General features: G+C 35.1%; 16 protein-coding genes. 7 read left to right on the top strand and 9 right to left on the bottom strand.

Annotated elements, in window-relative coordinates:
• Positions 1-21: 21 nt before the first annotated feature.
• From PF028_RS05690 to glmM, 3 genes are read right to left on the bottom strand one after another with little or no spacing between them, the layout of a single operon-like run.
• Entirely contained in the window at positions 22-414 is a 393-nt protein-coding gene (locus PF028_RS05690; protein WP_270861015.1) for an SHOCT domain-containing protein, read from the bottom strand.
• On the bottom strand, positions 401-865 hold the full coding sequence (lspA, locus tag PF028_RS05695; RefSeq protein ID WP_270861016.1) for a signal peptidase II: 465 nt from the start codon (positions 863-865) through the stop codon (positions 401-403). The genes PF028_RS05690 and lspA overlap by 14 nt, the downstream gene beginning before the upstream one ends.
• A complete protein-coding gene (glmM, locus tag PF028_RS05700) occupies positions 858-2,198 on the bottom strand; it encodes a phosphoglucosamine mutase (protein ID WP_270861017.1) in 1,341 nt (446 codons plus the stop codon). Before glmM ends, lspA begins: the two co-directional genes overlap by 8 nt.
• 158 nt (positions 2,199-2,356) lie before the next feature.
• On the opposite strand from glmM, the gene rpsT reads away from it, so the two are divergent.
• From rpsT to PF028_RS05715, 3 genes are all read left to right on the top strand, one after another.
• Positions 2,357-2,629 (top strand): 30S ribosomal protein S20, encoded by a 273-nt coding sequence (gene rpsT, locus PF028_RS05705; RefSeq protein WP_270861018.1) that lies wholly within the window; start codon positions 2,357-2,359, stop codon positions 2,627-2,629.
• A gap of 12 nt (positions 2,630-2,641) precedes the next feature.
• The gene (gene prfA / locus PF028_RS05710; RefSeq protein ID WP_270861019.1) at positions 2,642-3,709 is read left to right on the top strand and encodes a peptide chain release factor 1; all 1,068 of its coding nucleotides are present in this window, start codon (positions 2,642-2,644) and stop codon (positions 3,707-3,709) included.
• Positions 3,710-3,805: 96 nt separating this feature from the next.
• Complete coding sequence (locus PF028_RS05715) at positions 3,806-4,645, top strand: universal stress protein (protein WP_270861020.1); 840 nt, start codon at positions 3,806-3,808, stop codon at positions 4,643-4,645.
• Positions 4,646-4,737: 92 nt separating this feature from the next.
• Here the strand turns inward: PF028_RS05715 and PF028_RS05720 are convergent, their stop codons facing one another.
• From PF028_RS05720 to PF028_RS05730, 3 genes are all read right to left on the bottom strand, one after another.
• The gene (locus PF028_RS05720; protein WP_270861021.1) at positions 4,738-5,433 is read right to left on the bottom strand and encodes a hypothetical protein; all 696 of its coding nucleotides are present in this window, start codon (positions 5,431-5,433) and stop codon (positions 4,738-4,740) included.
• Between the two features lie 301 nt (positions 5,434-5,734).
• Positions 5,735-6,490: an exodeoxyribonuclease III gene (locus tag PF028_RS05725; RefSeq protein ID WP_270861022.1), complete on the bottom strand. Its 756-nt coding sequence runs from the start codon at positions 6,488-6,490 to the stop codon at positions 5,735-5,737.
• A 33-nt stretch (positions 6,491-6,523) separates the two neighbouring features.
• Positions 6,524-7,072: a manganese efflux pump MntP gene (locus PF028_RS05730; protein ID WP_270861023.1), complete on the bottom strand. Its 549-nt coding sequence runs from the start codon at positions 7,070-7,072 to the stop codon at positions 6,524-6,526.
• Between the two features lie 90 nt (positions 7,073-7,162).
• Here PF028_RS05730 and PF028_RS05735 point away from each other — a divergent pair, with 90 nt between their 5' ends.
• Positions 7,163-8,071, top strand: coding sequence for a DMT family transporter (locus tag PF028_RS05735; RefSeq protein ID WP_270861024.1), 909 nt, complete (start codon positions 7,163-7,165; stop codon positions 8,069-8,071).
• On the opposite strand, the gene PF028_RS05740 is transcribed toward PF028_RS05735, so the two are convergent.
• The 3 genes from PF028_RS05740 to PF028_RS05750 are packed head-to-tail and all read right to left on the bottom strand — an operon-like array spanning position 8,068 to position 10,730.
• Positions 8,068-8,871, bottom strand: coding sequence for a metal ABC transporter permease (locus PF028_RS05740; RefSeq protein ID WP_270861025.1), 804 nt, complete (start codon positions 8,869-8,871; stop codon positions 8,068-8,070). The genes PF028_RS05735 and PF028_RS05740 overlap by 4 nt on opposite strands.
• Positions 8,868-9,767, bottom strand: a complete 900-nt coding sequence (locus tag PF028_RS05745; protein ID WP_270861026.1) for a metal ABC transporter ATP-binding protein — start codon at positions 9,765-9,767, stop codon at positions 8,868-8,870. The genes PF028_RS05740 and PF028_RS05745 overlap by 4 nt, the downstream gene beginning before the upstream one ends.
• A gap of 42 nt (positions 9,768-9,809) precedes the next feature.
• Complete coding sequence (locus PF028_RS05750; RefSeq protein WP_270861027.1) at positions 9,810-10,730, bottom strand: metal ABC transporter solute-binding protein, Zn/Mn family; 921 nt, start codon at positions 10,728-10,730, stop codon at positions 9,810-9,812.
• A 114-nt stretch (positions 10,731-10,844) separates the two neighbouring features.
• Here PF028_RS05750 and PF028_RS05755 point away from each other — a divergent pair, with 114 nt between their 5' ends.
• From PF028_RS05755 to PF028_RS05765, 3 genes are read left to right on the top strand one after another with little or no spacing between them, the layout of a single operon-like run.
• Positions 10,845-11,579: a class I SAM-dependent methyltransferase gene (locus PF028_RS05755; RefSeq protein ID WP_270861028.1), complete on the top strand. Its 735-nt coding sequence runs from the start codon at positions 10,845-10,847 to the stop codon at positions 11,577-11,579.
• A gap of 8 nt (positions 11,580-11,587) precedes the next feature.
• Positions 11,588-12,382 (top strand): cytochrome-c peroxidase, encoded by a 795-nt coding sequence (locus tag PF028_RS05760; RefSeq protein WP_270861029.1) that lies wholly within the window; start codon positions 11,588-11,590, stop codon positions 12,380-12,382.
• Entirely contained in the window at positions 12,379-14,805 is a 2,427-nt protein-coding gene (locus PF028_RS05765; RefSeq protein WP_270861030.1) for a sensor domain-containing phosphodiesterase, read from the top strand. Before PF028_RS05760 ends, PF028_RS05765 begins: the two co-directional genes overlap by 4 nt.
• Positions 14,806-14,922: the final 117 nt, after the last annotated feature.

Genomic DNA, 14,922 nt, shown 5'->3' on the forward strand with positions numbered 1-14,922 from the left:
TTTTTTATCCATTAAAATTCGCTAATTTCGCATTAAAATATCTTTTCTGGCTTCATACTCTTCTTTTGAAATCGCGCCTTTTTGATAAAGCTCATAAAGCGCTTCAACGCTTCTGATTTTTTCGGCATAATCAGCGTCTTTTGTTTCGCTAACATCGCCGTTAAGGTCTTCCACCCAAAGCCCTATAAAAAATAGATCAACTAACCACCAAATTCCCCAAAAAAGCAAAAAAACAAAACCGACCAAAAACCAAACGGTAAATGCCCCAAGCCAATAAAGTGCGATTTGAGCAAATCCGCTTATAAATTTACCGCAGTAAATTCGGTGCAAACCACCGCCGATAGGAAGCCCAACCAAACCCAACAAACCGCCTAAAAACCAAAGCCCATAAGCTATATAGTTATTTCGTATCATTTTGTTTTTCCTTTCTATAAATTTTGTAACTTTGCCACAAAAATATGACAATCGCCAAATCTATCATCACATCGGCAAAGTTAAAAACCGCAAACTCAAACCACTTATGCCACGCTACATAATCCACAACTCCGCCGTGAATAAAGCGATCTAGCACATTTGAAACGCCACCACCCAGCAAAATGCCAAAAGGAAGCCAATGAGCGTTAAATAGCTCTTTTTGGCTAAAAACATAGATAGCCAAAGCTCCAATCAGCCCAAGCTGGATAAATTTCAAATTCTCACCCAAAAAGGCAAACATCGAAAACGCAACGCCTTTATTAAAAGTTAGTATTAGCGAAAAATACTCGCCATACCAGCGAAAACCACCCAAAAATATAAATTTTATAAACTGATCAATCGCTAAAACAAGCGTAAAAATCAGAATAAATTTGATAAATTTCCTACTCATTTAACGCTTTTTTGAAAAATTTTTCAGCTTCGTTCGCCCATTTTTGAAGAGCTTTTTCATTTTTGCCTTCCAAAAGCAGCCTTATTAAATTCTCCGTCCCCGAATAGCGAAATAAAGTGCGAATTTTATCTTTTTTAATACCTGCTTCAAGCTCTTTTAGCCCCGCGATTTTATCAAGCGGTTTTTTATTTGTAATCTTTAAATTTCGCAAAATTTGCGGATAAGGCTTGATTAAATTTGCTAATTCACTAGCTTTTTTATTCATACTTAGCATACAAGCTGCAAATTGAAGCGCAGAAGCTATCCCGTCGCCGGTTTTAGCGTAATCGCCAAAAATCACATGTCCGCTTTGTTCTCCGCCGAAATTCGCCTTTTTTTCTTTCATCATTTCAAGCACAAATTTATCGCCCACGCTACATCTATGCACCTTTACGCCGTGTGAATTTAAAAAATCATCTAACGCGCCGTTACTCATCACGGTTGCTATAATTTGGTCATTTTCAAGCTTACCAAGCTCTTTTAAATAAAGTGCTAAAACCCCAAGCAAGGTATCGCCGTGTATTATCTCGCCGTTATCATCGACTACGACTAGTCTATCGGCATCCCCGTCAAATGCAAACCCAACATCGGCTCTTAATCTTTTTACTTCACTTGCCAAATTTTGTGGAGCTAACGCACCACAATTTTCGTTGATATTTTTTCCGTTTGGTTCATCGCCAAGAACGATTATTTCAGCGCCAAGTTCGCTAAATACGGTCGGAGCGACTTTGTAACTAGCCCCATTTGCACAATCAAGCACAATGCGAAGTCCGTGCAGAGTTTTGTGTTTTGGAAATGAATTTTTAAGCTGAACGATATATCTGCCGATGACATCATCAACCCTTTTTGCCACGCCGATTTCCATCATTTGCTTTCTAGCTTCGGCGATTAGCTCATCGCTATAATAAATTTTTTCGATTTCAGCTTCTTCTTTTTCATCAAGTTTAAAACCCGTGTGATCGAAAAATTTAATGCCGTTATCATAATAAGGATTATGCGAAGCACTTATCATAATCCCTGCATCACAACGCATATCTTCTGTCAAAAATGCAATAGCAGGTGTTGGCATAGGACCTATTTGACGGACATTGTATCCGACCGAAGTAAGTCCAGCCACAATCGCAGTTTCTATCATATAACCGCTTCGTCTTGTATCTTTTCCTACTAAAATCATATTCGTAACGGAATTTTTTCTAAAATAAATTCCTGCTGCCATGGCTAAACGCAAGGCAAGTTCGGCTGTTAAAAATTCTCCTGCTTTGCCCCTGACGCCGTCAGTTCCGAAAAGTTTCATAAATTTAATCCTTTTTTCAAAAAAATCAGGTAGTATTCTACCAAAAAATATTTAATCTTTATAAAATTACTTATTTAAATTTTTCTTAAATTAAGCATTATTTAAATAAATTATATGTATAATCTCCGACTTAAACTTATTTTTTAAAAGGGAAAATTATGGCAAACCATAAATCTGCTGAAAAAAGAGCAAGACAAACGGTCAAAAGAACCGAGAAAAATAGATTTTACCGCACAAGATTAAAAAATATGACAAGAGCGGTAAGAGAAGCAGTTGATGCTAAAAATATCGAAGCTGCCGAAGCTGCATTAAAAGTAGCAAATCAAAGCTTCCATAGCTTTGTAAGCAAAGGCTTTTTGAAAAAAGAAACAGCTTCTAGACGCGTTAGTCGCCTTGCAAAACTTGTAAATTCATTAAAAACTGCTGCTTAATTTTAAATTTATATGTTAGCCGATAAACTTCAACCGTTTTTGGATCGCTACGATGAGCTTTCGAAGCTTCTTAGCGATCCTAGCATTACTGCCGATATTTCAAATATGACAAAGCTCTCAAAAGAGCAAAGAAGTATCGAGCCTATCAAAGAAGCGGCCAATAGCTACATAAACACACTTAAAGAGATCGAAGAAAATAAAAGCCTACTAAGCGACCCTGAATTTGGCGATTTGGCAAAAGAAGAGCTAAAAAATTTAGAAATTCAAAAAGAAAAACTTGAAGAAGATATAAAAATTCTGCTTCTTCCAAAAGATCCAAATGATGATAAAAATATCTTCCTTGAAATTCGCGCCGGAACGGGTGGTGATGAGGCTGCGCTTTTTGCGGGAGATTTGCTAGGAGCGTATTTGCGTTATGCTGAACTTCGTGGCTATAAATGCGAAATCGTAAGCCAAAGCGAAGGAAGCGTGGGCGGTTTTAAAGAAGTTATTTTGCTTGTTAAGGGCGACGGGGCGTATTCTAGGCTTAAATTCGAAGGCGGCACACACAGAGTCCAAAGGGTGCCAGAAACCGAAAGTCAAGGACGCGTGCATACCTCTGCTATCACGGTTGCTGTGATGCCAGAAATCGAAGATAGCGAAATCGAAATCAAAGATAGCGATTTGCGTATCGATGTCATGCGCAGCTCAGGGCATGGCGGACAGTCTGTAAATACAACTGATAGCGCCGTTCGTATCACCCATATACCAACAGGCCTAGTCGTAACCAACCAAGACGGCAAAAGCCAACACAAAAACAAAGAAGCTGCGATGAAAGTGCTAAAAGCTAGGCTTTATGACTTGCAAGAGCAAGAACGCCTAGAAAAAGAGCGCGCCGAACGAAAAGATCAAGTCGGCACAGGCGATAGAAGCGGTCGAATTCGCACCTATAACTACCCGCAAAACCGCATTAGCGACCACCGCATAAATTTAACACTTTATCGTTTAGATGCCATTATGGCAGGCGGGCTTTTTGATGAAATCATCGATCCGCTCATCACAAACGCACAAGCCGAGCTTATCGCAAGTGCTGGTTTGTAAATTTTAAAAATTTATCTTAAATTTATCCATTTTAAACAAAATTTATTTAAAAATTTGCTATGCTTTTTTTAAATTTTGATGACAAGGATAGCCAAAATGGAAAAAGTTTTTATTTGTGTTGATGACAATGCTCTATTTCAGCCGGTTTGCGACTACGGAATTTATGTAGCTAAAACTATCGAAGCCGAGCCTGTTTTTATACATGTCATCGAAAGCCCAGAGCTTGGAGAGAATTTTTACGGACTTGCGGCTGGCGGTATCGTGCTTGGCGAAAAAGATATGGTCTTATCGCAATACGGCACATTTGATGAAGATAGCAATAAAATCGATGAAGAAAAATCAAAGGCTATGCTTGAAAAATGCGTTGCTATGGCAGACGAACAAGGCGTAAAAGCTTCGACGATTTTGCGCGACGGGGATTTTTTGGACATCATCGAAGAATACAAAAATGAAGCCAAAATTTTTGTGCTTGGCATAAAAGGCACAAACAACGAAGATGTCGGCTTTAACGCAACAATGCTGATAAAAGAGATGAAAGTTCCGGCTCTATTAGTAAATAAAGAATTTAGTCCGATAAATTCGGTGCTTGTGGCGTTTGACGGCACGGAAGCTGCCGTTAAGACGGTCAAATTCATAAAAGACGCAAAACTTTTGAAAAATGCAAAAAAATATGTCATAAATGTAAATAATAACGCCGAAGAATCGCAAAAAACGCTTGAAGTCGCAAGAGAAATTCTAAAAGGCGAAAATGCCGAATTTGTAAGCGTCTCAGGCGATGTGCCGGGCGATGAGATTATAAAATATCGCCGTGCAAACAATCTAGACCTAATCGCCACCGGCGCATTTAGCAAAGGTTTTTTCAAAAAACTAATCTTAGGTAGCGTTTCGCAAGATATTTTGCAAAATGCCCTTGTGCCGATTTTGGTTTTGGCTTAGAATTTATTATTTTTGGTGGGCAAGGATGCCCACCATACGATACTATCCATTAAATCAGAAAATTCTTGTTTATTTAGTTTTGGTGCCATTTTTTACTCCTTTGTTTGGCTTGAATTTTGATTTTTATTAGAATTTTTCTTTCCGTTTATAAAATAAATTAACAGCAATAAAATTAAACATATTAAAAAAGGTTTATACGATAAAATATCATTGTATGATTGCAATCTGTTTTTATAATCATACATATCAGGCGATATTAAAACTGTTCCGTTTTCATCGGTTAGTTTAGCAATTCTTGGCTCATTAATATTATTCGGAAATCTTTGAGAATAGATGGTTGCCTTTTGTCCTTGAAGACTTTCTTTAATATTGTTATTTTTAGCATATCTGAATTTTATCTTTTCTCCATTATTTGATAGAATTTCAATAAAAGGGTCGCTTCTATTTGTTCCTTTTGTATATACTTTAATCATTACGCCGTCTGTGCGATACCATTCACTTTCAGGTTTTGGCTTCACATCTATTGCGGTGATAAATACGATATTCAATATGACAAAAATTATAAAATACAAAAATAAATTCAAAAGACTTATGGCTTTCCCAGATAATAATGCTCTACCAATAAATCTTTGATAAATTTCAGAATTTTTGATTTTATTAAATCTCTCCATATTTGTTTTGGAAAATTTAATTTTCTTTTTATATATCAAATTTACTAAAACAATGAAAACAAATAAACCTATGTAAGGTATTATTTCTGTAAATATAAAAGGAATTTTACCGCCCATTTGCATATCTCTTAATTAAAAAATTTTCCAAATTCTATCCTTTTTATAAAATTTCCTTGCAAATTCAAACTCGGTCAGTATCGCTGATACTGAATTTCTTATTTTAAATTTACAAATTTAAATCTACTATTACGAATTCAAAGTTTCGTAGGGTGGGCATCCTTGCCCACCAAATTTTTTGTATTTATTAAATTTATTATTTTTAATCTTTCGCCTAATCATCGTGGTTGGCAGTAATGCCTACCCTGCGATACTATTATTATCTACCGAATTTGCAAATTTTGCTTTGCGAATTTGGCTTTTAAATTTCAATATCGATTCCCACGGGGCAGTGGTCTGAGCCTGTGATTTCGCTCAAAATAAAAGCGCCTTTTAAATTTGCCCTTAAATCTTCGCTAATGAAAAAATAATCAATCCGCCAACCGACATTTTTCGCCCTTGCATTAAAGCGGTAACTCCACCACGAATACGCCACCTCGTCCCCACGAACGGCTCTAAAAGTGTCGATAAATCCGTGCGATAAAAGCTCATCTATCCACTCTCGCTCGATTTTTAAAAACCCGCTAGTTTGCGAATTTGCCTTTGGATTTTTTAGATCAATTTCTCTGTGAGCGGTATTTACATCGCCACAAATGATGATTTTTCGCCCGTTTTTTCGCAGCTCGTCAAGGTAGGCTAAAAATTTAGAGTAAAATTCGAGCTTAAATTTTAGCCTTTCATCGTCCTTCTGCCCGTTTGGAAAGTAGATATTAAAAAGCGTAATATCCTTAAAATCGTGCTGCAAAACCCGCCCTTCGGTATCATCATTAAAAAGCGATTTATGCGTAACACAAGGAAAATTATGCAAACTCATCACGCCGCTGTAACCAGCTCGTTTGGCCGAATTTGCACTCAAATTTGCAAAACCGAGATTATAAATTTCTTTTGGAATTTGCTCTTCGTTAAGCTTTGTTTCTTGAATTCCCAAAAAATCAGGCTTGAACTTGCTAAGCCACGCAAAGCCGTCTTTGGCGACCACCGCCCTAAGTCCATTTACATTCCACGAAATCAAACGCATAAACTAACCTTTACTAACAAATTTACTAACAAATCAAAAAATTCCTAAATGCTCACACAGAATTTTAAAGCCCAAAAATATCAGTATCAAACCACCTAAAATAAGGGCTTTTCGCTCGAAAATCTCGCCTGTTTTTTTGCCTATAAAAACTGCTAACAAACAAACTAACAAACAAACCAAACCGATGACAAAACAGGCGTATAAAATATTTACTTCGCTAAATGCAAAAGTTACACCCACAGCCAAAGCATCGATACTTGTGGCAATCGCCCCCAAAATAAGCTCTTTTGTGCTTAAATTTATGCTACATTCGCCTTTGTAATGCAGTGCTTCTTTTATCATTTTTACGCCTAAAAAAGCCAAAATTCCAAATGCCACAAAGTGGTCGATTTCGCTTATGAATTTGACAAAACTAATGCCGAGCAAAAAGCCAAAAGCAGGCATAATCGCCTGAAAAATAGCATAAACAAATGAGATTTTAAACGCCTTTGCAAAGCTTAAATTTAAACACTTTGCGCCGTTTGCCACCGACAAAGCAGCGCTATCCATAGAAAGCGCAATCGCAATCAAAAATATTTCCACAAAAATTTCCTTAAATTTAAAAGCTTGATTATACATTAAAAAATTTTTAGATAAAATAAAAGTTTTATTTTAAGAAAGATTAACAAATTTATGAACTCAAACAAAACGCTTTTATCGGATTTTGCGCTTGTTTTTGTGGCGATTAGCTGGGGCGCTACATTTATGCTCGTGCAAAATGCGATAAATAAAATCGATGTTTTTAGCTTTTTATTTTGGAGATTTTTGATTTCTGCGATTTTAATGTGGCTGATTTCGCTCAAATTTGAGCTTAAATTTGATAAAAAATCGCTCATTTATGGCGGAATTTTGGGATTTTTTCTCTTTTTGGGTTTTGCATTTCAAACACTAGCTCTAAAATATACGCTCTCTTCAAGTGTAGCTTTTATAACGGGAATTTATGTCGTGTTAGTGCCTTTTTTAATGTTAGCTTTTTTTAGGCAAAAGGTGCGTTTGTTTGCATTTTTGGGTGCGTTTGTGGCATTTTTTGGGCTTTATTTTTTAAGTGGTGCTAGTGGCGTTAGTTTGGGACTTGGCGAAATTTTAACGCTAGTTTGTGCGTTTGCCTTTGCCTTTCAAATCGCACTAACAGGCGAGTTTGTAAAAAAAGCTAACATTTATGCGTTAGTTATCGCTCAGTTTGTTTGTGTTTGCGTTTTTAGCCTGATTTTAGCGATATTTTTATCGCATGGTAACTACGAAAATTCTGTTAGTTTGTTAGGAAATTTAATATTTTCGTTTGAATTTGATTTTTTATTTGCTCTTATTATAACTAGCGTTTTTGCGACGGTTTTAGCCTATTTTATTCAAACTTTTGCACAACTTTACACAAGTGCGACAAAAACCGTCCTGATCTTTGCGTTAGAGCCAGTAAGTGCCGGAATCATCGGTTATATTTTTGGCGAAAATTTATCAAATTTGCAAATTTTTGGCGCAGGTTTGATACTCTTTGGAATAATTCTTAGCGAACTAGGCAAAATTTTATTTTCAAAACCACGCTAAATTTGCTTTCTGCAAAAAAATGCAAAAGCAAAAAAGCAAAGCGAAGCTATCAAAATGATACTTGCGCCACTTGTTAGGTTAAATTTATAGCTCAAAATTAGTCCCCCGACACAAAAAACAGCCGAAATGAGCGTTGCATTTATCATCATAAAAAAGAGATTTTTTGAGATTTTCTCTGCTATAAAAGGTGGGATTGTAATGAGAGCAATTACCAAAATAAGCCCCACGACTTGTATGGCAGCAACCACGCTAAATGACATCATCACAACGAGCAAATAGTAGAAAAATTCGGTTTTTACTCCACGCAGTTTTGCAAATTCCATATCAAAGCTAAGCGCTAAAAATTGACGATAAAATGTCAAAATCAAAAGCACAAAGATTATATCGCAAATGCCGATAAATGTAAGCGTCTCCGAATTTACGGCTAAAATCGAGCCAAAAAGATAGCTCATCAAATCTGTATTATAACCCGGGCTTAGATCGATTAAAATAATTCCAATCGCCATACCAAATGCCCAAATGGCGCCGATTACAGAGTCAAAGCGTTCTTTGTTTTTTTGCGTTATAAAGGCAACCAAAAGTGCTAAAAAAAGCGAAAACACACTAGCTCCCAAAAGCGGAGAAATGCCTAAAAAAAAGGCTAATCCAATCCCGCCGTAAGCCCCATGCGCTACGCCGCCTGCGATAAATGACATTTTATTTATGACGATTAGGGAGCCCACAAAACCGCAAATAATGCTAACTAAAATTCCCCCTAAAAAGGCATTTTGCATAAAATTTAGGCTTAACATTTCGCTCATTTTTGCCCCTTAAAAAAGCGAATTTGCGATGAATTTTGAAAAATTTGCGAATTTGTGAATTTTGGAGCCTTGTTATCGTTTTTAAATTTATCGCTTTTTTCGCAAAATTCGCACTCTTTTGAAAAATCGCCGTCTTTGCCGTGCAAACAACCACCACAACCGCACTCTTTTAAAGCTAGTTCAATGTCGCAAAAATGCTTGTGGTTGTGTTCTAGGTGGTGCAAGAAATTTTGCGTTTTTGCTTTTGAAATATCGTGCATTATCAGCTCTTTATTTGCCACATAGGCTGCTTTTGTGGCGTAGCTTAGAGCTAAATTTATCTCATGGCTAACCATGATTATGCCGATACCGCCCAAATTTAGCTCTTTTAAAAGTTCAAAAATCTGCACTTGTCCCATAGTATCGATACTAGCAGTCGGTTCATCTAAAAGCAAAATCTTACTTTCCCCACAAAGCGCCCTTGCGATATAAACTCTTTGTCTTTGTCCGCCAGAAAGCTCGGAAATACGGCTATTTGCAAACTCGCTCATACCAACAAGCGAAAGTTTTTCAAGTGCGATTTTTTTATCACTCCCGGAGTAAAAACCAAACATTTTTTTATCTATTAGTCCGCTTAAAACGACTTCTAAAACGCTTATAGGAAAGGATTTTGACGAAGCTATGTATTGAGGGACATAGCCGATTTTTTGCAGATTTGGGCTTTTGCCGTAAATTTTAACGCTTCCTGCTTTTGGTTTTAAAAGTCCCAAAATAAGCTTTAAAATGGTGCTTTTACCGCCGCCGTTTGGTCCAACGATAGCCAAAAAATCTTTTTTATTATAACTTAAATTTAAATTTTCAAAAACAACGCTTTCGCCGTAGGAAAAGTTCAAATTTTCTATCGTTAAATCGCTCAAAATTTAGCCTTTTTGCAAATTTAGCCCAAATTTTACCAAAAATTATTTTAAACTTTTTGAAATTATTTCTATTGTTTTTTTCATTTCATTTAGCCAATCACCGCTTAAATGATCGATTTCTTCGACATTTGCACCACTTGCTGCGGCAACCGTGATGGCTGCTTTTTTAGAAAACTGCGGTGCGACAAAGATTACTTTAACACTCTCTTCTTTTGCTTCTTCAATCAGTTTTGCAAGATCGGCAGGCTTTGGCTCTTTGCCTTCGATTTCAATGGCGATTTGCTCCAAATCATAACGAGTGGCAAAATAGCCCCAGCTTGGGTGATAAACGATAAATTTTGCTTCTTTTAAATCTTTTAATTTTGCTTTTGCAAATTCGTCAAGCTCGTCAAGTTTTTTCTCAAATTCTGCAAAATTTGCACTGAATTTTTCGCATTTTTCGCCGTAAGTTTCGCAAAGAGCATTTAAGATATTTTTGCTTTGAGTTTTTACTAAAATCGGATCAAGCCAAATGTGCGGATCTAAATTTCCGTGGTCGTGGTGGCTGTCATGGTCGTGGTCATGGTCGTGTTTATGCTCTGTGTGCTTTTCATGGTCGTGGTCTTTTTCGTGGTCGTGGTCGCCATGCTCGTGGTGCGAATTCATAGCGATTTTTTCGATATTTTCTTGCGTTTTTATAAATTTGACATTTTTAAAATCAGGTGCGATTTTTTTAAGCCAAATTTCGTCAAATTCAACGCCGACTTCAAAATACAAATCGCTTTTTTCTAGCATTTTCATTTGAGACGGCTTAGGCTCGTAAGTATGCGGATCTGCCGAGCTTGGCACCATTACATTAACTTCGATTTCATCTCCTGCGATTTGCTCGATAAAAAATTTCGTCGGCATTATCGTCGTACTGACAATCGGTTTTGCCAAAACTAGACTAGAAATCGTTGCCATAAGAATTATTGATTTTTTCATTTTCAACCTTTTTTGAGAAAATGGCAAATGTTATCAAAAAAATAATTAATATCAAATTAATCGCAGAAAAATTTTGTTTTTTGCTATAATTTTCTAAAAAATTCGGAGTTTGCGATGAAAGAGAAAAATTTATGGGACGAAAAGGCTAGAAATTACGATAAATTCGGCGGAAATTTAAGCGAATTTCAGATTAAATTTTTTGAAATTTTATCTAAATTTGGTGTTGATTTTAAAGATAAAACTCTCATCGACATTGGTTGTGGCACGGGAATTTACACGCTACATTTAGCAAAAATTTGCAAATTTATTCTTGGCGTAGATAGTTCAAAAAATATGCTAAAAGAGCTTGAAAACTCTGCAAAATCGGCAAATATAACAAACATTAAAACTATTTTTAGCGATTTTGAAAATTTTAAAAGCGAAGATAAATTTGACATTGCATTTTTGACGATGAGTCCTGCTTTGCAAAATGAAAATGATTTTGAAAAATTTGCAAATTTGGCAAATTTTCGCATTTATATGAACTGGGAAAAACCGCGAAATTCGACCTTACTAACGCCGTTTTTCGAAAAATTTGGCGTGAAAAATAGAGAAAAAAAACTAAATTCTACGGCAAATTTACTAAATTTTTTAAAAGAAAAAAATATCCCTTTTCAAAGCGAAATTTTAAACGAAATTCGCCACAGCAAACGCGATTTTAACGATGCCTTTGCAAATATTTTGTGGCATTTAAAGATAAATAATTTTTCATATAACGAAGATGAAATCAAAAAAATGCTAGAATTAAAGTTTGAAAATGATTTCATAGAAGATGAAGTTGAAATTTGCGTTAGGATTATCCTATTTTAGGGGCGATGATGAGATTTGCTTTGATTTTTTTTAGCTTTGTTTTTTGCTTTTCTTCGGGGCTTTTTTCGCCGATAGAACCACCGAAATTTGACAAAGAAAAGGCAAAACTTGGCGAAAAACTCTATTTTGAAACCAAATTTAATGAAAATAAAATTTCGTGCGATCGCTGCCACAATATCTACCTAAATCAAAGCGGAACTTCAAAAGACAAAAATACGCCGACTATCTTAAATTCGGCTCTTTCGACGCTATTTTTCTCCAACGGCACAAACCAAAGCCTAAAAGAAAAAATAAAACGCTCACTTACTGCTAAACACGAATTAAACTCAAATCCAAGCACAATCGAATCGGTAGTTAGACTAAATTCAAACTACGCGGAAAGCTTTAAAAAACTTTATAAAGATGGCATAAATTTTGAAAATATCGCCGATAGTTTGGAACATTTTGTAAAAACTCTTGTAACGCCAAATTCAAAATTCGACCATTTTTTACGAAATGAGCTTAAATTAAATGAAGATGAACAAGAAGGTTATGGGCTGTTTTTAGATCTTGGTTGTGCTAGTTGCCACAACGGCGTAAATTTAGGCTCAAATAACTTCCAAAAAGCAATAAATTCAAACGCCTTAGTCAAAGTTCCCACTCTTAGAAATATTACCAAAACTGCGCCTTATATCGGTGATACAGAAAATTTATCAAGTGCGATTTTGCAAATGTCGATAAAAAAAATCAACACGACACTAAGCGATTATGAAATCGATAAAATCATAAAATTTTTAGAAACATTAAGCGGGGAATTGCAATGAAAAATAAATTTATACTGCTATTTATTATTATCTCGTTAGCGGCAAGTATTTTTTATGGCTTAAAATACTCAATTGTTTTAAACCATATATCAAATTTAATGGAAACTAGCCAAAAAATTCAATACATAATCCAAACAAATTCTAACATTAATAGTTATTTTGGCGATAAATTTGCACATGTAAATTATGATGAATTAAACAAAAATATTCAACTTTTTAATGAAAACATGGAAGAACTTTTAAAATCCGATATTATTTTTAACGGAAATTTTGAAAAAAATCTAAAAGATGTAAATGCGCTTTTTGGTCAAAAAATCGGACTTATTTCGGAATTTAATACCCTAAATTCACAAACCTTGATCCTTATGAAAAATTTAGAACAATCTTTTGAAAAAATTGGCGACAAAAATCGCCTAAGCAAAATTTACAGCCAAATTTCAACCATAAATTATAAAAATAGCGATGAAATTTTAAATATTAAAAATCGAATAAAAGGATTTAGTCCTTGGGATACAAACGAAGCAGACTTCATTTCAATCGCGAACAACATCATAGCAAATTTTGTAAAACTTAGCGTCATAAATGATCAAAAAAATCTAGCCATAGATAGTAAAATTTTTGGGATACACAGCGAATTTACAGATTTTATTAATCAATATTACTCAGAGTTAAAATACGCAACAATCTTTTTCTTTTTGCTTTTTTTGACTTCAATGTGCGCACTTTTGCTGATGGAAATTTTCTCTATTCGCCAAAGTGCGTTGTATCGTGCATTTAAAGAAATCGCCGATAAATCGTTTTGCTCCATTAGTATTTTGGATAGAAATTTTAAATTTAAATACACAAACGAACAGTTTCAAGATAGCACAAAATACAGCCAAAACGAGCTAAATGATAAAAAAATGGAAATTTTAAGCTCTTATGAATTTAGAGAAGGTTTTTACATTAGAATGTATGACAGCGTTAAAAAACTTGGAATTTTCGAACATAATGAGCTAATCAGCAAAGGAAAAAACGGAAATTTGCTTTTTGAAAAAATGAGATTTTTTAAACTCCCTACAAAAGATACAAATTACGCTTATGGTGTTATAAAACTTGATCAATCTGCAAATAAAGACATAAAAGAAAAGCTCACAGATACCGAATTTGAGCTTTCAAATTCGGCGTTTTTAGACCATTTGACTGGCTTTGGCAATGAAGCTGCACTTATGCTTCGTATCAATCAAAACGAACTTGGCAAAATAATTTATATAAATATCAACAACTTTACGAATTTGCGCTTTTTTTACAAAACAAATGTCATCAATGAAATTTTAGTGCAGTTTGCGAAAACGCTAAAACTCGCCGTCGAAACACATCGCATAAATGCCCAAATTTTTCGTTTGCAGCTAGATGAATTTTGCCTTTGGTATAGCGGAGATGATATAAAAAAAGATGTTAAATTTATAATGCAATATTTCAACAACAAAATTTTTAGACTAAACAGCCAAACAAACGGGCTTGTTATGGCGCCGCTTGATATTACCGTAGGCATTAGCACAGATCGCGATACGCCAAATACAAATAGACTTTATCAAGCTACCATAGCTCACCACGAAGCAAAGACAAAAAACGAAAATATGGGATTTTATAACACTGATAATATCATCGAAGCAAGATATTCGCACAACCAAATTATGACAAATACAATCCAACACGCACTGACAAATAACAAAATTTTCGTAGTTTGCCAACCAATTTTTGATATTAGTTATAAAAATATCGATAATGAATTTGAACCTGCATATTATGAAATTTTGGTTCGCCTTAGCGATGAAAACGGCAAAACCGTTATGCCAAGAGAGTTTTTAGATGTCGCAAAACAGACCTCTTTTTATATCCAAATCACAAAATGCGTCATCGAAGAGACATTTAGACTGCTTGAAAAATTCCCAAATACGCACTTTTCGATAAATCTTTCAAGTCTTGATATTTCAAATGCATTAATTAGAGATATTTTTATCCAAAATCTCAAATCATCGCAATACTGCTCAAATTTATGTATCGAAATTTTAGAAAGCGAAGATATACAAAGCTACGAAACGGTTGCAAATTTTGTTCGAAAAGCAAAAGAATTTGGCTGCAAAATTGCCATTGACGACTTTGCTAGTGGTTACTCAAACTACTACCGAATTTTAGCCTTAAATGTTGATTATATTAAAATCGACGGCTCAATAATCAAAAAAATCGCAATCGATTCAAACTCTCGCGCCATAGTTGAAACCATTGTATCGTTTGCCAAAAGGCAAAATTACGAAATCGTGGCTGAATTCGTCGAAAATATCGAAACAATGGAGATTGTAAAATCCTTAGGTATCAAATTTGTGCAAGGGTTTTTGCTTGGTAAGCCAATGCCGGTTAGCTCAATCCCGCAAAGCTGGTGAGATCTTTGAAATTGAAACAAGCCTAGCTTTGACAAATTAAGTAAGAGATTCTTCGCCTTGCGTTGCAAGGCTCAGAATGACGATAAAAATCATTGCGAGAATTTGCAAATCAATTCA

It is taken from the genome of Campylobacter sp. CN_NE2, assembly GCF_027797465.1.
Classification (GTDB): domain Bacteria; phylum Campylobacterota; class Campylobacteria; order Campylobacterales; family Campylobacteraceae; genus Campylobacter_B.